The organism is Actinomyces haliotis (assembly GCF_015355765.1).
Taxonomy (GTDB): Bacteria; Actinomycetota; Actinomycetes; order Actinomycetales; family Actinomycetaceae; genus Actinomyces; species Actinomyces haliotis.
The window spans coordinates 1-20,085 of record NZ_JACWNA010000002.1 but is presented as its reverse complement, the minus strand read 5'-3'; the positions used below and the strand labels follow the sequence as shown (position 1 = coordinate 20,085).

General features: G+C 73.7%; 16 protein-coding genes and 2 pseudogenes. 5 read left to right on the top strand and 13 right to left on the bottom strand.

Annotation, left to right across the window (positions count from 1 at the left end; genetic code table 11):
- Positions 1-14: 14 nt before the first annotated feature.
- A complete protein-coding gene (locus tag IXW69_RS01390) occupies positions 15-1,172 on the bottom strand; it encodes an ABC transporter substrate-binding protein (protein WP_194784619.1) in 1,158 nt (385 codons plus the stop codon).
- Between the two features lie 191 nt (positions 1,173-1,363).
- Here IXW69_RS01390 and radA point away from each other — a divergent pair, with 191 nt between their 5' ends.
- The gene (gene radA, locus IXW69_RS01385) at positions 1,364-2,785 is read left to right on the top strand and encodes a DNA repair protein RadA (RefSeq protein ID WP_194784618.1); all 1,422 of its coding nucleotides are present in this window, start codon (positions 1,364-1,366) and stop codon (positions 2,783-2,785) included.
- Positions 2,786-2,935: 150 nt separating this feature from the next.
- Positions 2,936-4,006, top strand: coding sequence for a DNA integrity scanning diadenylate cyclase DisA (gene disA, locus IXW69_RS01380; protein WP_194784617.1), 1,071 nt, complete (start codon positions 2,936-2,938; stop codon positions 4,004-4,006).
- Positions 4,007-4,148: 142 nt separating this feature from the next.
- Here disA and IXW69_RS01375 read toward each other — a convergent pair whose 3' ends face one another.
- The 4 genes from IXW69_RS01375 to IXW69_RS01360 all read right to left on the bottom strand — a co-directional run bounded on the left by IXW69_RS01375 (position 4,149) and on the right by IXW69_RS01360 (position 8,012).
- Positions 4,149-5,186: a hypothetical protein gene (locus tag IXW69_RS01375; protein WP_194784616.1), complete on the bottom strand. Its 1,038-nt coding sequence runs from the start codon at positions 5,184-5,186 to the stop codon at positions 4,149-4,151.
- A gap of 147 nt (positions 5,187-5,333) precedes the next feature.
- Positions 5,334-6,254, bottom strand: a complete 921-nt coding sequence (locus IXW69_RS01370; RefSeq protein ID WP_194784789.1) for an A/G-specific adenine glycosylase — start codon at positions 6,252-6,254, stop codon at positions 5,334-5,336.
- A gap of 29 nt (positions 6,255-6,283) precedes the next feature.
- Positions 6,284-6,880: an amino-acid N-acetyltransferase gene (locus IXW69_RS01365; protein WP_194784615.1), complete on the bottom strand. Its 597-nt coding sequence runs from the start codon at positions 6,878-6,880 to the stop codon at positions 6,284-6,286.
- 37 nt (positions 6,881-6,917) lie between these two features.
- The gene (locus tag IXW69_RS01360) at positions 6,918-8,012 is read right to left on the bottom strand and encodes a sugar-binding transcriptional regulator (protein ID WP_407646508.1); all 1,095 of its coding nucleotides are present in this window, start codon (positions 8,010-8,012) and stop codon (positions 6,918-6,920) included.
- A gap of 241 nt (positions 8,013-8,253) precedes the next feature.
- Here IXW69_RS01360 and IXW69_RS01355 point away from each other — a divergent pair, with 241 nt between their 5' ends.
- On the top strand, positions 8,254-9,945 hold the full coding sequence (locus IXW69_RS01355; RefSeq protein ID WP_194784787.1) for a glycerol-3-phosphate dehydrogenase/oxidase: 1,692 nt from the start codon (positions 8,254-8,256) through the stop codon (positions 9,943-9,945).
- 259 nt (positions 9,946-10,204) lie between these two features.
- Here the strand turns inward: IXW69_RS01355 and IXW69_RS01350 are convergent, their stop codons facing one another.
- Genes IXW69_RS01350 through glpA form a run of 3 tightly spaced genes read right to left on the bottom strand, consistent with a single transcriptional unit; the run spans position 10,205 to position 14,819 of the window.
- Positions 10,205-11,683, bottom strand: a complete 1,479-nt coding sequence (locus IXW69_RS01350; protein ID WP_194784614.1) for an anaerobic glycerol-3-phosphate dehydrogenase subunit C — start codon at positions 11,681-11,683, stop codon at positions 10,205-10,207.
- A complete protein-coding gene (glpB, locus tag IXW69_RS01345; protein WP_194784613.1) occupies positions 11,683-13,101 on the bottom strand; it encodes a glycerol-3-phosphate dehydrogenase subunit GlpB in 1,419 nt (472 codons plus the stop codon). Before glpB ends, IXW69_RS01350 begins: the two co-directional genes overlap by 1 nt.
- Positions 13,098-14,819, bottom strand: coding sequence for an anaerobic glycerol-3-phosphate dehydrogenase subunit GlpA (gene glpA, locus IXW69_RS01340; RefSeq protein ID WP_194784786.1), 1,722 nt, complete (start codon positions 14,817-14,819; stop codon positions 13,098-13,100). Before glpA ends, glpB begins: the two co-directional genes overlap by 4 nt.
- A gap of 378 nt (positions 14,820-15,197) precedes the next feature.
- Between glpA and IXW69_RS01335 the strand changes: the two genes are divergently transcribed.
- Positions 15,198-15,938, top strand: coding sequence for an MIP/aquaporin family protein (locus IXW69_RS01335; RefSeq protein WP_194784612.1), 741 nt, complete (start codon positions 15,198-15,200; stop codon positions 15,936-15,938).
- 126 nt (positions 15,939-16,064) lie between these two features.
- Complete coding sequence (gene glpK / locus IXW69_RS01330) at positions 16,065-17,600, top strand: glycerol kinase GlpK (protein ID WP_194784611.1); 1,536 nt, start codon at positions 16,065-16,067, stop codon at positions 17,598-17,600.
- A gap of 149 nt (positions 17,601-17,749) precedes the next feature.
- Here the strand turns inward: glpK and IXW69_RS01325 are convergent, their stop codons facing one another.
- From IXW69_RS01325 to IXW69_RS01315, 5 genes and pseudogenes are all read right to left on the bottom strand, one after another.
- A complete protein-coding gene (locus tag IXW69_RS01325) occupies positions 17,750-18,019 on the bottom strand; it encodes a metal-sensitive transcriptional regulator (protein WP_194784610.1) in 270 nt (89 codons plus the stop codon).
- Positions 18,020-18,024: 5 nt separating this feature from the next.
- A complete protein-coding gene (locus tag IXW69_RS11440) occupies positions 18,025-18,327 on the bottom strand; it encodes a rhodanese-like domain-containing protein (protein ID WP_323745109.1) in 303 nt (100 codons plus the stop codon).
- Between the two features lie 94 nt (positions 18,328-18,421).
- Positions 18,422-18,913: pseudogene (locus IXW69_RS01320) on the bottom strand (NAD(P)/FAD-dependent oxidoreductase); the annotation flags it as partial.
- Positions 18,914-19,038: 125 nt separating this feature from the next.
- A pseudogene (locus IXW69_RS11850) lies at positions 19,039-19,230 on the bottom strand (CoA-disulfide reductase); the annotation flags it as partial.
- A 115-nt stretch (positions 19,231-19,345) separates the two neighbouring features.
- A partial coding sequence (locus IXW69_RS01315) for an IS110 family RNA-guided transposase (protein ID WP_194784609.1) occupies positions 19,346-20,085 on the bottom strand: 740 nt, incomplete at its 5' end.

Here is a 20,085-nt window from a genome sequence, read left to right as displayed (position 1 = left end):
GGGGCGTGGCGGCATCAGGACGCCGAGGTGGCGGAGGCCGTGGCGCTCGCGGAGGCGCCGTCGCTCGCGGTGGCGGTGGCGGTGGCGCCGGTGACGGCCGCGGCGATCTGCGGGACGTGGTGCTCGCAGCACCACGGCAGCGAGAGCGGCGAGGCGGCCGACAGGCTCATGACGGTCGTGTTGTCCGTGACGAAGAGGGCGGTGCGGTTCTTCACGGCCGGGATGGTCGCGAGGAGCTCGTTCTTCTCGACGGCCTCGACGGCGGACTCGTCGTTCGCCCAGGACCAGAAGAGGTCGGAGGTGAGGGCGTCGGCCTTCTCCGCGGAGTACTCGACGAAGAACTCGTCCTCGGTGTCGGCGCCGCCCTTCGCGGCCGCGGGGGCCATCGTCATGCCGAGCATGTCGAAGAGCCGGGGGCGGTTGTCGGCCTTGGTGTAGAGGTTGATGGTCGAGCTCGTCGCGTCGAGGTTGGCGGCGATGTACGTCCTCGACCTGAGCTCGGGGTACTTGCCGGCGGCGGTCTGGATGGCCTGCGTGGTCTTGGAGACGAGCTCCTCGGCGGCGGCGGAACGGCCGAGGGCCTGTCCGATCGTCTTGGTCGTCGTCTCCCAGGGGGTTCCGTAGGCGGCGACGCCCTTGGGGTAGGCGAGGGTCGGGGCGATCGCGGAGAGCTGGGTGTACTCGTCCTCGGTCATGCCGGAGTAGGTGCCGATGATGAGGTCGGGCTCGAGGGCGGCGATCTCCTGGACGTTGATGCCGTCGGTCTCGGAGTACTGGGTGGGGGCCTTGTCGGTGCCCCAGCCGGCGCCGAGGGCGGTGAGGGCGTCGGTGGTCCAGGGGTAGGAGCCGTGCTCGTCGGCGCCCCAGGAGACGGTGGGCACGCCGACGGGGACCACGCCGAGCGCGATGACGACGTCGTCGTTGGTCCACGAGACGGTGGCGATCTTGGTGGGCTCCGCCTTGATGGTCGTGGAGCCGTAGACGTGGTCGATGGTGACGGGGAAGGAGTCGGTGGCGCTCTCGGAGGCGTTGCCGGCGGCGGCGCTGGCGCCCGTGGCGGCGTCGTCGCTCGAGGAGCAGGCGGCGAGGAGGGCGGCGAGACCGAGCCCGGCACCGCCCGCGAGGACGGAGCGGCGCGTGAGCGCGTGCGTGGGACGGTTCTGGTCGGCCACGGTGGGTTCCCTTCGATGGTTCCGTCAGGGCGGGACCCAAGGTCCCGCGAATTGAGCAAGCCCGATCTTGCCATAAGCACGGGACGGAGACCAAGGTGAGCCTAAGCGTCCCAGGTCACAGCGGCCGAGCTCCCCGGCGGCCGGCCCGGGGCGCAGCGGTTCGTGTCGCACCCCGCCGGTAGCCTGCCGCCATGCCCTCAGCCAAGGCCCCCAGGGCGCGCGTCTCCTACGTCTGCTCGGAGTGCGGCTGGACGAGTCCCAAGTGGCTCGGCCAGTGCCGTGAGTGCAAGGCGTGGGGCACCCTCGAGGAGTTCCACGAGGCCGCGGGAGGCGGAGCCGTCGTCTCGGGCGGCCAGCTCGCCCGGGCGGCCGCCGTGCGCCCGGCCGTGCCCGCGCGCCCCATCGGGGACGTGAGCGCGGAGGAGGCCCGCGCCCGGCCGACAGGCGTCGGCGAGCTGGACCGCGTCCTCGGCGGCGGGATCGTGCCGGGCGCCGTCGTGTTGCTCGCCGGGGAGCCCGGCGTCGGCAAGTCCACGCTCCTCCTCGACGTCGCCGCCAAGGCCGCCGCCGTCTCTCGCGCGCGCGGCGAGGGCCCCGTCCTCTACGTCACCGGAGAGGAGTCCGCCAGCCAGGTCCGGCTGCGGGCCGAGCGCATCGACGCCATCGACCCGGCCCTCCTCCTCGCGAGCGAGACCGAGCTCGGCGCGCTGCTGGGCCACGTCGAGGCGGCCGGCCCCTCGCTGCTCGTCGTCGACTCCGTCCAGACGATCGCCTCTGCGCAGGTCGAGGGCTCCGCGGGCGGCGTCACCCAGGTCCGCGCCGTCACCGGCGCCCTCATCTCCGTCGCGAAGGAGCGCGGCATCCCCGTCCTCCTCGTCGGGCACGTCACCAAGGACGGCGGGATCGCGGGGCCGCGCGTCCTCGAGCACCTCGTCGACGTCGTCTGCCAGTTCGAGGGCGACCGCCACGCGCGGCTCCGCCTCCTGCGGGCGGTCAAGAACCGCTACGGGCCGACGGACGAGGTCGGCTGCTTCGACCTGGGCGAGCGCGGCATCGTCGGCCTGGAGGACCCGAGCGGGCTCTTCCTGTCCTCGGCGCGCTCCGAGGTTCCGGGCACCTGCGCCACCGTCACCCTCGAGGGGCGGCGCCCCGTGCCGGTCGAGGTCCAGGCCCTCGTCGCCGGGACCAACGCGGGCTCGCCGCGCCGCACCACGTCGGGGGTCGACCACTCGCGTGTCGCCATGACGCTGGCGGTCCTGCAGGCGCGACTGCGCGTGGACACCTCGAGCTCGGACGTCTACGTCTCCACGGTCGGCGGCGCGCGGGCGGTCGAGCCCGCGACGGACCTGGCGGTGGCGATCTCGGTGGTGAGCGCGGCCCAGAACCTGCCGACTCCCTCGGGTCTCGTCGCCTTCGGCGAGGTCGGGCTCACGGGCGAGGTCCGCGCCACGGTCGGCGTCCAGCGGCGCCTGGCGGAGGCGGCCCGGCTCGGCTTCACCCGCGCGATCGTGCCGCTCGCGGGCTCGGAGGAGCTGCGACCGGTGCCCGGCATCCAGTACCTGCCGGTGAGCCACCTCGGCGAGGCCGTCGGCGCGGCCCTGCCCCGGTCCTGACCGTCGCCGGGAGCGCCGCTGCGGCCCGGCAGCACCACCCACGCGAGGCACACGTCACGGCGTCGTCATGACACCTGCGGATACGATGACGGCGTCCCAGCCGACCTCCTCCCCGGGTCGACGTCCCGGCGGAGCCCCTCAGGAGGCACCTTGAGCGAGAACACCGGCAACCTGCTGCGCGACACCCTCGCCCTGGTCGCCCCCGGCACCGTCCTGCGCGACGCCCTCGAGCGCATCCTGCGCGGGCGCACCGGCGCGATCATCGTCCTCGGCTTCGACGACTCGGTCGAGGCGATCTCCTCGGGCGGCTTCCACCTCGACGTCGAGCTCTCCGCCTCCCGGCTGCGCGAGCTGTCCAAGATGGACGGGGCCGTCATCGTCGACACGGGCGCGGGCCGCATCCGCCGCGCCAACGTCCAGCTCATGCCCTCCTCCTCGATCGAGACGGCCGAGGCCGGCATGCGCCACCGCACGGCCGAGCGCGTCGCCCGCCAGACCGGCTACCCCGTCATCTCGGTGAGCCAGTCAATGCAGATCTCGACGCTGTACGTCGACGGCAGGCGCCACGTCCTCGAGCCCAGCGAGGCGATCCTCGCTCGCGCCAACCAGGCGCTCGCCACCCTCGAGCGCTACACGAACCGCCTCGCCGAGACGTCCCAGGCGCTCGACTCCCTCGAGATCGAGGACCTCGTCACCGTGCGCGACGTGACAGCCGTCCTCCAGCTCCTCGAGATGGTGCGTCGCATCGCCTCCGACATCGACGACGACGTCATCGAGCTCGGGACCGACGGCCGGCTCCTCGCCCTGCAGCTGGAGGAGCTCACCCGCGGGCAGATGGCCGAGCGCGACTTCCTCCTGAGCGACTACCTGCCTGACGGGCTCGACAAGAGCACCGTCGAGGCCCGCCTCAAGTGGGTCGGCTCCCCCGCCCTCCTCGACCTGGCCATGGTGGCGCGGGCCATGGGCGTCGGCGGCCCCGACGGCCAGGACCTCGACGCCTCGCTCTCACCGCGCGGTCTGCGGATCCTCGCGAAGATCCCGCGCCTCCCCCTCGTCACGGCGCGGGGCGTCGTCGAGCACCTCGGCTCGCTCCAGGCGGTCCTCGGGGCGACGAGCGATGAGCTCCAGGAGATCGACGGCGTCGGCCAGCGGCGCGCGCGCACGCTGCGCGACGGCCTCTCGCGCCTGGCCGAGGTCTCCGTCTCCGACCGCTACCGCTGACGCGAGCCGGCCTCGCTGACGGCGAGGACTCCGCGACGCCGAGGACCACGCCCTCGGACCGACGACGGCTCCGAGACGGACGAGACGCTCCGCCCAGCCGTCAACGCACGCGCAGGAGCGGACGCGCGGCCGTCGTGCCGCCTCAGCCGATCGTGAAGGTGGAGCTGTCCGTGACGGACTGGCCGCCCAGCTCGAGGTGCACCTGGTAGGTGCCGGTCCCGGCCGCCTCGCCGGACCCCGGGTCCTCGGTGGCGGTGGCGCTCGCGGAGGCGTCGGCGCCGGCGCTCGGCTCCGCGGAGGCCTGCTCCGTCGTCGGCTCGGCGCTGGGCTCCGCGGTCTGACCGCTGCTCTGACCATCGGACGGCTCGGTCGCCTCGGCGGTGGCCGAGGGCACCGACCCGACGGCGTCGGTGGGAGTGGGGCTCACGGTGGGGCAGACGGTGCGGTTGACGCGACCGTCCCAGGTCAGCGTCGTCTCGCTCGTGGCTCCGGCGTCGATGAGCAGCGGTCGGCTCGTCGGACCGACGGTGCACTGCGTCGAGGTCCAGACCTGGGTGTCACCGGAGGTGATGACGGCGGTGAGTGCCGTCGAGCCGCCGTCGACGATGCAGGGCTGGGTCCCGTTGTTCTTGATGGTCGCCTTGATGACGACCTGCTGGCCGGACGAGACGCTCGCGGGGGCGCTGAGGCTCGTCTCGAGCTCACCGCCGGCGCAGGTGGTCGGCTCCGCGTAGACGGTCTTGACCTCGCTGGCCGCCTGGGCCTCGTTCTGACTGCGGACGACGTCGCGCACCTTGAGAGCCCCGAGGAGGACGCCGGCGACGACGCCGACGAGCACGAGGAGGGCGAGGAGCCCGAAGCCGAGGCGGCGCAGGCCGTAGTTCGGGCGCGACCCCGTCGTGCCGCGTCCTCCGCGAGCGCTGCGGGGGGCGCTGCCGCGCGGTCGGGCGCTCGAGGACCCGCGAGCGCGTCGGTTCGAGCGCGGGGCGGAGCCGCGGCTGCTCGTGGCGTCCCGGCCGGTCGTGCGCCTGGTGCGGCCCGATGACGAGGCCCCCGTCCCGCGTGCCGCGGACGAGCGCCCGGTACGGGACCCGCCGGGCGCCGACTGGCGCCCGCGAGCGCCTCGTCCGCGCTCCCGGTCACTGCCCCGACCGCTGCCACCGTCACGTCCCTGCGCCATGGTCGGGACTCTACCGGCGGGGTCGGGCGCCCCACGCCAGCGCAGCGCCGTCCTCGTCGCCGGTCGGGGGTCGTGCGCGTCACCGGCGACGCAAGCCCCTCGCGTGCGCGGCCAGGGCGCCTGTCACGGCAGCGACCGAGACCATGATCAGGGCAGGCGGTACGTCGCGCCCTCGTCGTCCGTGGCGATGAGGCCGTCCGCGAGGAGGCCGACCAGCGCGCGGGCGGGCTGGTCGGGGTCGGCGGCCGCGCCGCGGTGAGCGCCCGCGAGGGAGGCGGCGGCGAGGAGGGCCTCGCGAGGCAGGCTCTCGCCGTCACCGGCGGCGCGCAGCTGGGCCATGACGAGGCCGCGGGCCTGCCGGTCGGTGCCGTGCCAGGCCTGGGTGCGGCGTCGCGAGGCGTGCTCGTCGGCGGGCCGACCGGCTCCCACCCAGGCGCACTGGCGGTGCCAGGGGCACTCCTCGCAGCGCGGGTCGCGGGCCGTGCACACGAGGGCACCGAGCTCCATGACGGCGACGGACCACTCGGCGGCCTCGGCGTCGCCGGCCGGAAGGAGGGCCCGGGCCCGCTCGCGCTCGGCGCGGGTGAGGCTGGGGGCCGGCAGGGCCTCTCCGCCGACGGCGCGCGCGAGGACACGTCGGACGTTGGTGTCCAGGACGAGGGCGCGCCGGCCGTGCGCGAAGGCGAGGACGGCGCCGGCGGTGTACTCCCCCACGCCGGGCAGGGCGAGGAGGGCGTCGAGGTCCTCGGGCAGCTCGCCGTCGTGGCGCTCGACGACGGCGCGGGCGGCCTCGATGAGGCGCAGGGCGCGCCGCGGGTAGCCCAGCCGCCCCCACACGCGCAGGACCTCCGCCGTCGGCGCGTCGGCGAGGTCGGCGGGCGTGGGCCACCGGCGCATCCACTCCTGCCAGGCGGGGGCGACGCGGGCGACGGGCGTCTGCTGGCTCATGACCTCGGAGACGAGGACGCCATAGGCGCTGGTGCCCGGCTCGCGCCAGGGCAGGTCGCGTGCGTGGGCGCGGTACCAGGTGATGACCGCCGCGGCGGCGGAGGGGTGCGCCACCGCCATGGCGCCGTCGCCGCTCTCCTCCTGCGCACTCACAGCTCGAGGAGCATGCGGGTGTTGCCCAGGGTGTTGGGCTTGGCCCGCGCCAGGTCGAGGAACTCGGCGACGCCGTCGTCGTGGGACCGGACCATCTCGGTGAAGGCGTCGACGCCGACGGGCGTTCCCTCGATGGGGTGGAAGCCGTGCCGGGTGAAGAAGTCGACCTCGAAGGTGAGGCAGAAGACCCGGCGCAGGTCGAGGGCGCGGGCGCGGGTGAGGAGGTCGTCGAGGATCGCGGAGCCGACCCCGGTGTGGAGGTGGTCGGGTCGCACGGCGAGGGTGCGGACCTCGGCGATGTCGTCCCACATGACGTGGAGGGCTCCGCAGCCGATGATGCCGGACTCGGGGACGCCGTCCGGAGTGGTCCCCGTCCCCTCGGCCACGGTGAACTCCTGGACGTCCTCGAAGTAGTTGATGAGGTCCTTGGCCACGAGGATGCGCCGCTCGGCGTAGGGGCGCACGAGCTCGGCGACGGCGCGGACGTCGGCGGGGCGGGCCTGGCGCAGGACGGTGCGTCGGGCGCCGGGCGTCTGCGCGCGGTGCGCCGGGGGCGCAGCGACTCCGGTGCCGGCTGCGTCGGCTGCGCTCACGTCGGGCTCCTCCTCGGTCGGGTACGGCTGCGTGGCCTCAGCGCTCGGCGAGGGCCAGGACCGCCCGCGCGGTGGCCTCGTCGATGACGAGGTCCGTGGCCGCGTGGGCCCGCAGGGCTGCCAGCGTAGCCCTCGCCTTGCCGGTGCCTGCGACGACGCACAGCCGCCGAGGGATCCGGGCGAGCTGGGCGGGGGTGGGACCGGTGGCGCGGGCGTTGACGTCGATACCGCCCCAGGTGCCATCGGCGCGCAGCATGACGGTGCAGACGTCACCGACGACCCCCTCCTTCTCGAGCACCCGCATGTCGGCGTCGGAGAGGTGCCCCCCGGCGTAGACCTGGCTCGGGAGCTCGGCGGTGAGGGAGCCGACGCCGAAGACGGCGAGCCGGGCGCGCGACGCCACGGACAGCACGCGCTTGATGGAGCGCTCGGACCACATCGCCTCACGGGTCGTGACCTGGTCGAAGAAGGCCGGGACGGGGAAGCCGATGGTGCGCGCCCCGAGGGACTGGCCCATGCGGCCGAGGACCTCGCCGGCGCTCGGACCGTCGCGCAGGGGGTCGGAGGCACCGTTGAGCTGGACGACGGTGAGGCCAGGGACGCGCCGGGTCGGCAGCGCGGCGCTCACCTCGCTCATGGTGGTGCCCCAGGCGGTGCCGACGACGAGCTCCCCCGCGCCCGGGTCGTCCAGGGGCTCGGCGCCGGCGGCCGCGGCGGCGCGGGCCCGGGCGGTCGCCCTGGCGGAGCGCTCGCGGCTCATCTCGTCGATCATCTCGACGAGCCGGGTGGCGGCGACGGCGGCGACCTGCTGGAGGCGGTGGATCTCGGTGGTGCCCTCGCGCACGGGGACGATCTGGGCGCGCACGCCGATCTCCTGGGCGAGGCGCTCCTCGACGCTTCCTGCGCCGCCGGGCTGGACGAGCTCGATGCGGACGATACCCTCGTCGCGGGCGCGGGACAGGAGGCGGGAGACGGTGGAGCGCGAGACGCCGAGGTGCCGGGCGATGACGTCCATCGTCTCGCCCTGCGCGTAGTACATGGAGGCGGCCTCGTAGGCCCGGTGGAGGTCGGCGGGGACCTGGCCGTAGGCCAGTTGGACAGCCGGTTGGTGGACCGGGTGGAGATCAGTCATGGGCATCCTTCCAGGAGACGCGTCGTTGCGTGAACATCCGTGCGCGGATATTGACCATTCTCTCATGGTCCGAGAGCCTCGTGTCAGTCCGCCCTCCGCGACGCGCGGAAGAACAGGAGCAGCCATGCGCACGCACCACGCCAGCACCCAGCACGAGCCCGGCACCTCCAGCACGAAGGGGCCGCTTGACGCCGCCGACGCCGCCCTCACTCGTGAGCAGCGCGCCCGCGCCCTGGAGGAGATGTCCTCCTCGGAGGGCCTCGACCTCCTCGTCGTCGGCGGAGGCGTCACCGGCGCCGGCATCGCGCTCGACGCCGCGAGCCGCGGGCTGCGCACCGCGATCGTCGAGATGGGCGACTGGGCCTCGGGCACCTCGTCCTGGTCCTCCAAGCTCGTCCACGGCGGCCTGCGCTACCTCTACCAGCTCGACTTCTCCCTCGTGCACGAGGCCCTCACCGAGCGCGGCCGCCTCCTCACCACCAACGCCCCGCACCTGGTCAAGGCCCAGCCCTTCCTCTGGCCCCTCAAGCACCAGTACGAGCGCGGCTACTCGGCGGTCGGCGTCGGCATGTACGACGCCCTCGCCGTCGCGGGCGCCCACGGTCAGCGCACCGTCCCCCTCCAGAAGCACCTGGGACGCAAGGGCACCCGCGCCCTCGCCCCGGCGCTGGACTCCTCGAACCTGGCCGGCTCGATCCGCTTCTACGACGCCCGCGTCGACGACGCGCGCCTCGTCATCGACCTCGTGCGCACCGCCGTCGGGCTCGGGGCGCTCGCCGCGAGCCGCACCAAGGTCACGGAGTACCTCAAGGACGCGGCCGGCACGGTGGTCGGCGCCCGGGTCACGGACCTGGAGACCGGCGAGAGCCACGACGTGCACGCGGCCCGCACCATCAACGCCACCGGCGTCTGGACCGAGCAGACGCAGGACCTCGCCACCCGCGACGGCGGCCTCAAGGTCCTCGCCTCCAAGGGCGTCCACGTCGTCGTGCCCAAGGAGGCCATCGACGCCGAGACCGGCATCTTCCTGCGCACGGAGAAGTCCGTCCTCTTCATCATCCCGTGGCCGCGCTACTGGGTCATCGGGACGACGGACACCGCCTGGACCGAGGACGTGTCCAAGCCCGTGGCGACGAGCGAGGACATCGACTACATCCTCGAGCACGCCAACTCCGTCCTCACCCGCCCGATCACGCGGGACGACGTCATCGGCGTCTACGCGGGCCTGCGCCCCCTCCTCCAGCCCCAGCTCAAGCCGGGCGCCGAGGCGGCGAGCACGAAGGTCTCCCGCGAGCACACCGTCACCCGCGTGGCCCCGGGCCTCACGGCCATCGCGGGCGGCAAGCTCACGACCTACCGCGTCATGGCGCAGGACGCCGTCGACCACGCCCTCGGCGAGGGCCTGGCGAAGGCGCACCGGACGCGCACGGAGAACCTGCCGCTGGTCGGAGCGACCGGCTACGCCGAGCTCGCGGAGCGCGCCGGCGACGTCGCCCGCGAGCGCGGGTGGACCCTGGCCCGCGTGACGCACCTGCTGGACCGCTACGGCTCGGAGACCGTGGACCTCCTCGCGGCCGCGGACCAGCACGACGCGGCGCTTCCCGAGGACTCGGCCGAGCCGCGCTGGACCGAGGCGCTGACGGGCGCCCCGGACTTCCTGCGCGCCGAGGTGGCCTGGGCCGTCACGCACGAGGGCGCTGCCCACCTCGACGACGTCCTGCTGCGGCGGGTGCGCCTCGACCTCGAGCGCCGCGACCGCGGCCTGTCCGTCGCGGACGAGATCCTCGCGGTCATGGCGCCGCTCCTGGGCTGGTCCGAGGAGGACGTGGCCCGCGAGCGGGAGCGGTACGCGGAGCGCGTGGCCCAGATCGCGGCGGCCGAGGCTGAGCACGACGACGCCGCTGCGGTCGCCCACGTCGACCAGGCGGTCTGAGCCGCCCGCGACGACGAGGACAGGGAGCGCCCGCGCTCCGGGCTGAGGGCCCGGGGCGCGGGCGCCTCCACGTGCACGGGGCCATAACGCTCCGGCGCCCAGGCCCGTGCACGGGGTCATGACGCTCCGGCGCCCAGGGACGCTCGGAGAGCGCGCGCACGCGGGGAGGCGGGCCCGGCCCTCCCCGGGAACCGGACCCGCCCCTCCTCCCGTGGTACCAGCGCCGGGACGCGGACTCGCGCCCGGCACCGGACGTCTTCTAGTGGCCTCCGCAGGCGCAGGAGCCCGAGCAGCCGCCGGACGCGGCCGGAGCGTCCTGCGCCCCGTCGGACCCGCTCCCCTCGACCGGGCGCTCGCGCCAGACCGGAGTGGTCATGCGCCCGTCGGGGTCGTCGACCTCGATACCGGGCAACCTCGAGAGACCGTAGGCGGCGTGGAGGACCCACACGGGGTGGACGGTCCTCACTCCGGAGCCCTTCTGGATCTGCCAGCGGCAGGTCTCGGTGTCGCAGACGGCGAGCTCGGGGTTGACGTCGGCGACGAGCTCGAAGAGCGGCTGCCCGACCTTCTGGGCGATGTCGTACTTCTCCTTCTTGAGGCCGTAGGTGCCGGCGATGCCGCAGCAGGCGCGTCCGGACTCGACGACGTGGAAGCCGGGGACGAGCTCCATCATCTCGATGGCGGGCAGGCCCATGTTCTGGCCCTTGAGCTGGCAGGGCGCGTGGTAGGAGACGGTGGCGTCGATCCGGCGGAACCGGTGGGGCAGCTCGCCGGAGTCCTCGAGGTCGCGGAGGAACTCGGAGAGCTCGTAGGTGCGGGTGCCGACGTCGCGCAGCTCCTCGGCGTCGACGCCCATGATCTCGTGGGCCTCGTGCTTGAGCATGCCGGCGCAGGAGCCGGAGGAGGAGATGATCGGCAGGTCGGTGCCGGCGCCGCGCAGCTGCTCGCACAGGCGCAGGACGTCGTGGGTGGCCTGGCCGTAGAGGCCGTTGGACTGGGAGGCGAGCCCGCAGCAGCCCTGCTTGGGGACGAGGACCTCGTAGCCGATGTGCTCGAGCAGCTCGATGGCTCGCTTGGAGGTCTCGACCTCGAAGTAGCCGCCGGCGCAGCCGTGGAAGAAGACGACGGGGCCGCGCGAGCCGGCGGGGACGAGGGTGTCCTTGCGGGGCCGGCGGTGCTTGAGCCAGCCCTGGAGGGACTGGGGCTGGGCGGTCGGCATGGGGGCGTCGCGGTGGACGCCGACGACCTTCTCCATGGCGACGCGGACGGGCTTGAGGCCGAGGGCCGCGTTGGCGACCGGCGCGACCGGGGTCATGACCTGGCCCATGAGGGTGGTCTGGGTGATGAGGCGGTCGCGGACGGGGATCGACTTGTTCTGGGCGCGCATGACGGCGCGGGCCTGGTTGTTGAGCTCGGCGATCTTGACGCCCTGCGGGCACACGCGGGTGCAGGTGCCGCAGCTGGAGCAGTAGTCGATGGAGTGGTCGACGCTCTGGCCGTGGCGGAAGCGCTCGGCCTGGGGGCCGACGAACTTGGGGCCGGGGAAGAGGTCGGTGACCGCGGCGACGGGGCACTGGGTCTCGCAGATGGTGCACTTGATGCAGCAGTCGAGACTCGTGCGGGCGAGCGCGTGGGCGGGGGTCTCGACGGCGAGGGTGCCGTCGGCGACCTTCTTCCCTCCGGTGGTGCCGGGAAGGGGCAGGTCCCAGCGGGTGGCGAGGGCGTCGAGGTCGAGCATCAGTTCTTCTCCTTCGTCTGGCCGGCGGCGGCCGTGGAGGGCTCGGGGTGGGCGGTGGACGCGGCCGCGCGGCCGGTGAGGGCGTCGAGGGCGGCCCGTGCGGAGCCGAGGGCGATGCCCTCGCCGGACTTCTCGGACCAGCGGACGGCGCCGGCGAGGACGCCACCGACGGCGTGGACGTTGGTGAGGACGGGGGTGCCGTCGGGGCCCAGTGGGTGCATGGCGTCGTCGACGGCGACGCCGGTGCGGAAGAGGCCCTGCGGGGAGCCCCAGTAGTCGGAGTGGATGAGGCGTCGGAGGTTCTCGGCGCCGTCGGCGCTCACGCCGGCGAGCGGCAGGCCGAGGACGGTGTCGGTGACCTCGCCGTGGGAGGTCATGGTGAGGGCGCCGGACTCGAAGCCGCCGGCGGCGAGGACGAAGGCGCCGCCGCGGTGGCGGGTGGGGTGCCCGGCGGAGGCGGAGGAGACGGAGACGAGGCGGTCGCCGACGCGCTCGTGGTCGATGACGCGCCCGCCCTGGACGACGCGGACGCGCTCCTCCATGGCGAGCCGGGACAGCCGGTTCTCGAGCCGGAGCCCGGGAACGCTGGGCGGGGCGAGGGGGATCTCGCCGACGGGGGCGCCGAGGCGCTCGGCGAGGCGCTCGGCGACGGCGGGGTCCGCGAGGCCCAGGACGGCGGGGAGGAGGACGGTCTCGCCGTCGCGCAGGTGCGGGGCGATCGCCGCGGCGAGGCGGTCGGCGACGGCGGGGTCGTCGAGGGCGCGGGCGTGCTCGAGGGCGCTCGTGTCGTGGTCGCCGGGGCGGACCTCGAGGTCGACGGTGACGGCGCGGGCCTCGACGCGGCCACCTCCGGGCAGGTCGGTGCGGGAGAGGTTGCCGGCGACGAGCTCGGGCGCGAGGTCCTTGAGCCGGGCGAGGCCGACGACGAGGTACCGGCCGCCGTCGCGGAGGACGGAGGCCCGCATGGAGGGCTGGATGACCGCGGTGGGGCGCACGGCGCCGACGGCGGTCGGCAGCCACAGGTTGGCGGGGTCCGCGGGGTCGGCGGTGGCCTCGGGCCGGACGAGCAGGTTCTCGCCGACGAGGTCGATGAGGTCGTCGACGCCGCGTCGCACGCGCTCTGGGCCGAGGACCCGGTAGGGGTGCCCCTCGGGGAGGAGCTCCGTGTCCGCGATGGCGGCGTAGGGGTGGGTGACGGCGCGGCGGCGGGAGCGCTCCTCGAGGCCGGCTCCGGCGCCGGGGCCGGCCGGGCCGGCCGCTCCCCCGAGGTGGCCGAGGACGTCGAGGGTGCCGTTGGACAGCGGCAGCCCGCCGACGCCCTTGGTGACGAGGGTGACGGTGGCGCCGGCGCGGCGCAGGCCGAGGGCGGTGGTCCATCCGGCGATGCCGGCTCCGATGACGACGACGTCGCTGCTCATGCGAGGGCCTCCTGACGGGTGGCGGGCTGGGCCGTCGCGAGGGCGGGGTCGAGCGCGGGGGCCGGGGCGAGGGCAGCGAGCGCGGCGGCGAGCTCGGTGGGTTCCTGGACGCCGTCCTCGGCGTCGGTGAGGGCGGTGGCGACGGAGGGTGGCGGGGTCTCGGAGGGGATGTCCTCGATGTCGAGGGTCCCCTGGAGCATCCAGAAGTCGAGGGCGGTCTCGCGGACCTGCTCGCCGTGGAGGATGGTCCACAACCCGATCCAGCGGTGGCGCAGGAAGGTGCGCAGTCCCTCGGTGGCGTCGGCGGCGCTGCGGTGGGCGCAGGTGGTGGCGAGGCCGGCAACGCGCGGGGCGCAGAAACCGCCCTGGCAGGGCCCCATGGCGAGGCGGAGCTGGCGGCGCAGGTCGTCGAAGGAGGCGTCGGGCTGCTCGGCGAGGAGGGCCTCGAGGGCGGAGCGGGAGGTGGCCTCGCACTCGCAGACGACGGGGTCGGTGAGGCGGTTGGCCTCGCGCTCGGCGAGGCGGTGCGTGACGTGGTGGTTGCGCGTCCCGTCGGCGCCCGGGACGAGCTCGCCGGCGGTGGTGCACTCGCGATCGAGGCCCATCTCCTCGCAGACGGCGTCGACGGCGTACTGGGCCATGAGGCGGTAGGTGGTGAGCTTGCCGCCGGCGACGGTGACCATGCCGGCGATGCCGTCGGCCTCGCGGTGGCGGATGATCGTCATGCCGCGGCTCATGTGGCGGGTGTCGTCGCCGGAGACTCGCTTGTCGAGGACGAGGGGGCGGGCGCCGGCCCAGGCGTGGAGGGCGCGGGCCTGACGGAAGCCGGGGACGAGGACCTCACCGGCGTCGAGCATCTGGGCAACCTCCTCGCGCGGGATGGCGAGGTGGTCGGGGTCCTCGGCGCGGTGGTCGGTGGTGCCGATGATGGAGACGGTGTGGTCGGGGACGATGATGTCGCCGTCGGAGGGGTGGATGCAGCGGTTGACGACGTGGTTCACGATCCGGTGGTTCATGGCGATCATGACGCCGCGACCGGCGGCGATCTCGACGCTGTCGGCGTCGGCCATGGCGGCGAGGCGGCCGCCCCAGGGACCGGCGGCGTTGACGAGGAACCCGCAGGTCACGGTGAGGTCCTCACCGGTCTTGAGGCCGTGGACGCGCACGGCGGCGACGCGGCGGTCGTCCCCCTCGCCCTCGACGACGACGTCGGTGACCTCGTGGTAGGTGAGGATCGTCGCACCGTGGGCCTGTGCGGAGCGGGCGGCGCCCCAGACCATGCGCCAGCCGTCGACGGCGCCGTCGTGGACGGCGAAGGCGCGCTTGATGCCGGGGTTGAGCATGGGCTCCACGCGGAGGGCCTCGGAGAGGCTGATCTCCTCGGCGGGGACGCCGGTCGCCTGGGCGCCGGCGAGGAAGCGGTCGGAGAAGTCGAGGTCGTCCTCGGGGGTGACGACGAAGAGGCCGCCGACGCGCTCGACGGCGTCGGAGTGGATCCGGGAGAGGACCTCGTTCTCCTCGGCGCACTCGGTGGCCGACCGGGGGTCGGAGACGACGTAGCGGCCGCCGGAGTGGAGCAGGCCGTGGAAGCGGCCCGAGGTCCCCTGGGCGAGGTCCGCGCGCTCGAGGAGCACGACGGACAGGCCGCGCATGGCGGCGTCGCGGGCGACGCCGACGCCGGTGGCGCCGCCTCCGACGACGACGAGGTCGGCGCTCATGGTGCGTCCGCGCGGGGCGCTGGGGGCGGTGGCGCCGCGGGGCGCGTGCTGATCGGCTGACACTGGGACCTCCTCGTCCGCTGCTGGTGCCGGTCGCCGGTGCGCCCGGGGCGGGGCGCGCGGGGCGGCGACTCACCATTGCTACACGGGCTCGGGCCGATGTGCACGCCCTATGCACGACCGTGCAATCGTGGGGGTGACGCAGCGCACCTCCTCCCAGATCGCGCGCCGGTCGATGCATGCACGTATTCCCATCGGTATCCTCGCTCCTCAGCGGCCAGGACGTGTCCTGGGCCACGTTTTGATCACGCTTCACTCGTGGGACGCCCGAGCGCACCCCGGCAAGACCGCACGATGACGTGCAGAGAGCGATTCACCATGACACCCACAACCGGGCAGATCTTCATGTCCGAGTGCTTCGGCACATTCATCCTCATCCTCTTCGGAGCGGGCGTGTGCGCCGCGTGCACGCTCCCCAAGTCGAAGGCGAAGGGCGCCGGCTGGGTCGCCATCGCCCTCGGGTGGGGCTTCGCCGTCTACATGGGCGTGTGGGCCTCCTACGCGACCGGCGCCCACCTCAACCCCGCGGTCACCCTCGGCCTGGCCGCCGCGGGCCGCGACCTCGCCCCGAACGTCCCGGCCACCGCCGGCAACATCGTCGTCTACCTGTTCGCGCAGATGGTTGGCGCCTTCCTCGGCGCCGTCGGCGCCTGGCTCGCCTACAAGAAGCACTTCGACGAGCCGGCCCCCGACGGCGACAAGCTCGGCTGCTTCTCCACCGGCCCCGGCATCCGCTCCTACGGCTGGAACGTCGTCACCGAGGTCCTGGGCACCTTCGCCCTGGTCGCCTGGATCATCGAGTCCGGCAAGACCCCCTCCCAGCTCGGCCCGCTCGCCGTCGCCCTCGTCATCGTCGCCATCGGCCTCTCGCTGGGCGGCCCCACCGGCTACGCCATCAACCCCGCCCGTGACCTCGGCCCGCGCATCGCCTACGCCGTCCTCCCCATCAAGGGCAAGGGAGCCGCGGACTGGGCCTACTCCTGGGTCCCGATCGTCGGCCCCCTCGCCGGCGGCGCCCTCGCCGGCCTCATCGTCCCGAACCTCGCCGGCCTGTTCTGACCGGCCCCGCCGGACGCCGTCGGCGCCCCTCCCGCCCAGGCCGGGCGCCGACGGCGGCACCCTCCGGCACCACCTCGACAGCACTCCACCACCAGACCTCCACACAGAGTCGTGAAAGGACCCACCATGTCTGAGACCCGCGAGAAGAAGTACGTCCTCGCCATCGACCAGGGCACCACCTCGTCGCGCGCCATCATCTTCGACCACTCCGGGCAGATCGTCTCGGTGGGCCAGAAGGAGTTCCGCCAGATCTTCCCCAACCCGGGATGGGTCGAGCACGACCCCCTGGAGATCTGGAGGTCCGTGCGGGCCGTCGTCGCCGATGCCCTCCAGGAGGCCGAGATCAACCGCCACCAGATCGCGGCCGTCGGCATCACCAACCAGCGCGAGACCACCATCGTGTGGGACAAGAACACCGGCGAGCCGGTCTACAACGCCATCGTGTGGCAGGACACGCGCACCTCCGCCATCGTGCGCGAGATCGCCGCGGGTGATGAGCTCGGCACCGAGCGCTACCGCCAGATCACGGGCGAGAACCTCTCGACCTACCCCTCGGCCCCCCGCATCAAGTGGATCCTCGACAACGTCGAGGGCGCCCGCGAGAAGGCCGAGGCCGGGGACCTCCTCTTCGGCACCCCGGACACCTGGGTCCTGTGGAACATCACCGGCGGGGTCAAGGGAGGCGTCCACGCCACCGACGTCACCAACGCCTCCCGGACCCTCCTCATGGACGTGCGCACCCTCGAGTGGCGCGAGGACATCTGCGAGGACTTCGGCATCCCGACGTCGATGCTCCCCGAGATCAGGTCCTCCTCCGAGGTCTACGGCTACGGCCGCAAGAACGGCCTGCTCGTCGACACTCCCATCTCCGGCATCCTCGGCGACCAGCAGGCCGCGACCTTCGGCCAGGCCTGCTTCGAGAAGGGCACGGCGAAGAACACCTACGGCACCGGATGCTTCACCCTCATGAACACCGGCGAGGAGCCCGTCTTCTCGGAGAACGGCCTGCTCACGACCGTGCTCTACCAGCTCGGCGACGCCAAGCCCGTCTACGCCCTCGAGGGATCGGTCGCCGTGGCCGGCTCCCTCGTCCAGTGGCTGCGCGACAACCTCGGCATGATCACCAGGTCCTCCGAGATCGGCGAGCTCGCCTCGAGCGTGGAGGACAACGGCGGCGTCTACTTCGTCCCCGCCTTCTCCGGCCTCTTCGCGCCGTACTGGAAGGACGACGCGCGCGGCGCCATCGTGGGCCTGACGCGCTACGTCACCAAGGGCCACATCGCCCGGGCCGTCGAGGAGTCCACCGCCTTCCAGTCCGCCGAGGTCCTCGACGCCATGAACGCCGACTCCGGCGTCCCGCTCAAGGAGCTCAAGGTCGACGGCGGCATGACCCACGACGACCTCCTCATGCAGTTCCAGGCCGACGTCTCCGGCGTCGACGTCATCCAGCCGGTCGTCGCCGAGACGACGGCCCTGGGCGCCGCCTACGCCGCCGGCATCGCGGTGGGCTTCTGGTCCGGCACCGAGGAGGTGGTCGCCAACTGGCAGGAGGGCAAGCGGTGGACGCCGTCCATGGACGAGGCCGAGCGCGACCGCACCTACCGCCTCTGGAAGAAGGCCGTCACCCGCACCTTCGACTGGGCCGACGAGGACGTCAAGTGACGTCCTGACCGCACCGCCCGCACGGGGAACCGGCCGACCCCGGTTCCCCGACGCGGCCCCGGCACCCCCTCCCGACGGGGCGCCGGGGCCGCGTCGCGTCCCGAGCCGCCCGGGCGCGCGCCGCGGGTGGTCCCGCGAGCAGAGCCGACTCAGCTGAGCGAGAGGAACATGCGCTCCAGTCGCGCCGAGTCCACAGCCGAGCCGTCGGAGTCCTGCGCGAGGCACGTCCGCATGCCTGTCGCGATGACGGCGAAGCCGGCCCGGTCGATCGCCTTGGAGACCGCGGCCACCTGGGTGACGACCTCCTCGCAGTCGCGTCCCTCCTCGAGCATCCGGATCACTCCGTCGAGCTGGCCACGAGCGCGCTTGAGCCGGGCGATCGTCGGCTTGAGGTCGGAGGGGTCGAGCTGGACTGCCATGGTGGTCACTCTGCCACGTCCGGCGCGCCCGCCTCGGCCCGCGTGCCACGGCTCTCGCCGTCGTCCGCGCCGCCCCGCTCGCCCGCACCGTTGACCGCGCTCCACGTGGCGTAGCCTCCGTCGAGGTTGCGCACGCTCCGACCGACCTGGATGAGCAGACGCGCGCCCACGTGACCGCGCAGCCCCACCTGGCAGGTGACGACGAGCTCGCCGGCCGGGAGCTCGTCCAGCCGGGAGCGCAGCTCGTCGACCGGCACGTTGAGGGCGCCCGCGATGTGCCCGCGTTCGAACTCGCTCGGCGTGCGCACGTCGATAAGGTGCGCGCCCGTAGCGGTTGGCGGTCTGCGCCAGGGCGACCAGGGAGGGGCTCCCCGTGACGGGGTCGCGCTTGAGGGCCGCGTCACCCGCCGCCCAGGTCGCGGGGTCGGAGCTGCGCTGCTGCTCGTCGACCTCGATCCCGCCGCGCTCACCGACCTCCAGACCGGCGTCGCGCGCCAGGGCGTCCTCGGGACGGACACCGGCGGCGACGATCACGAGGTCCGCGGGCGCGCTGCTGCCGTCGGACAGCACGACCCGCCGCTCCTCGACAGTCTCGACGGTCGAACCGGTGCGCCCGTCGAGGCCCGCCTCGCGCAGTCGCGCCTCGACGGGCGCCGCCATCTCCGGGTCCAGCGGCGGCAGGACCTGGTTCGCACGCTCGACCACCGTGACCGTGAGGCCGCGCCTGTGGAGGTTCTCGGCGGCCTCGAGACCGGTGAAGCCGGCTCCGATGACCACAGCGCTGCTCGCTTCGCGCCCGTCCGTCCCACCGTGCGCGACGGCGGCCGCAACCGCGTCGGCGTCAGCGACGTCGCGCAGCGTGAGCGCGCGCTCGAGCCCGGGCACGGGCGGTATGACGGCCCGTGCGCCCGGCGCGAGGACGAGAGCGTCGTAGGCGAGTACCTCCTCCTGGTCCGGCCGGCCAGGTGCCGCACCAGCAGCGTCCGCGAGCCGCGGTCGATCGCCACCGCCTCGGTCCGTACGCGCACGTCCAGGTTGAAGCGCGCGCGGAGAGACTCCGGCGTCTGGAGGAGCAGGTCCTCGCGCTCGGAGATGACGACGCCGACGCAGTGCGGCAGGCCGCAGCTCGCGAAGGAGACGTGATCGCCCCGCTCGACGACGGTGATGACGGCGTTCTCATCCAGCCGCCTCAGCCGCGTGGCGGCGCTCATTCCGGCGGCGACCCCGCCGACGACCACGACCCGCAGCCGCTCATCGCGACCCGGCACGTCAGCGCCGCCCGAGGAGCCGGGACGGGAAGCGGGGGGGGTGCCCCTATGTTGTTGGTCAAGCGGCAGCGGGTAGCTGGTGGGTTGGTTGGGGGTCGTAGAGGGCGCCGTCTCGGATCATGGCGTGCAGGGTGAGGATGCGGCGGTGGGCCAGGGCGATGACGGCTTGGTTGTGGCGCTTGCCCTGGGCGATCTTGCGGTCGTAATAGGCCCGGGATACGGGGTCGGAGCGCAGTGAGGCGAAGGCCGAGAGGAACATCGCCCGCTTGAGTCTCTTGTTGCCGGCGTGCGAGACGTACTCACCTCGGATCGAGGAGCCCGAGCGTCTGGTCACGGGTGTGAGTCCGGCGTAGGAGGCCAGGTGCGCCCCGGAGTCGAAGGAGCGCCCGAGGGTCTCGGCGATGAACACTGCGGCGGTCCTGACCCCGATGCCGGGCATGGAGGTCAGGACCTGGTAAAGAGGGTGGGCCTCCACCAGCGCCTCGACCTGGGCGGCGACGTCGGCCCTCTGGGCGTGCAGGGAGATGAGCTGGCGAGCCAGGTGAGGCAGGACCACCCCGGCGGCGTCGGTGCCTGCCACCACCACGGACTGGGCCGTCAGGGCGTCGATGATGGCGCCAGCCCAGGTGGCGTGGCGCCTTGCGCCGTGCGCCTTGAGCTTGGCGTCGATCCGGGCCCGCCCGGCCTTGCGCAGTGCGGCGGGGGTGGGCCAGGAGGCGATGACCTCCAGGACGGCGTCGTGCTCGAGCCACGGCCCCAGGATCTTCTCCAGGGCGGGGTGGACCTGGGTGTACAGGC

Coding starts and splice junctions, on each gene's coding strand:
- radA (WP_194784618.1), top strand. CDS start 1,364: ATGCCCTCAGCCAAGGCCCCCAGGGCGCGCGTCTCCTACGTCTGCTCG.
- IXW69_RS01325 (WP_194784610.1), bottom strand. CDS start 18,019: ATGGCAGTCCAGCTCGACCCCTCCGACCTCAAGCCGACGATCGCCCGG.
- IXW69_RS01360 (WP_407646508.1), bottom strand. CDS start 8,012: ATGACTGATCTCCACCCGGTCCACCAACCGGCTGTCCAACTGGCCTAC.
- glpB (WP_194784613.1), bottom strand. CDS start 13,101: ATGAGCAGCGACGTCGTCGTCATCGGAGCCGGCATCGCCGGATGGACC.
- glpK (WP_194784611.1), top strand. CDS start 16,065: ATGTCTGAGACCCGCGAGAAGAAGTACGTCCTCGCCATCGACCAGGGC.
- IXW69_RS01355 (WP_194784787.1), top strand. CDS start 8,254: ATGTCCTCCTCGGAGGGCCTCGACCTCCTCGTCGTCGGCGGAGGCGTC.
- IXW69_RS01375 (WP_194784616.1), bottom strand. CDS start 5,186: ATGGCGCAGGGACGTGACGGTGGCAGCGGTCGGGGCAGTGACCGGGAG.
- IXW69_RS01370 (WP_194784789.1), bottom strand. CDS start 6,254: ATGGCGGTGGCGCACCCCTCCGCCGCCGCGGCGGTCATCACCTGGTAC.
- glpA (WP_194784786.1), bottom strand. CDS start 14,819: ATGAGCGCCGACCTCGTCGTCGTCGGAGGCGGCGCCACCGGCGTCGGC.
- IXW69_RS01335 (WP_194784612.1), top strand. CDS start 15,198: ATGACACCCACAACCGGGCAGATCTTCATGTCCGAGTGCTTCGGCACA.
- IXW69_RS01350 (WP_194784614.1), bottom strand. CDS start 11,683: ATGCTCGACCTCGACGCCCTCGCCACCCGCTGGGACCTGCCCCTTCCC.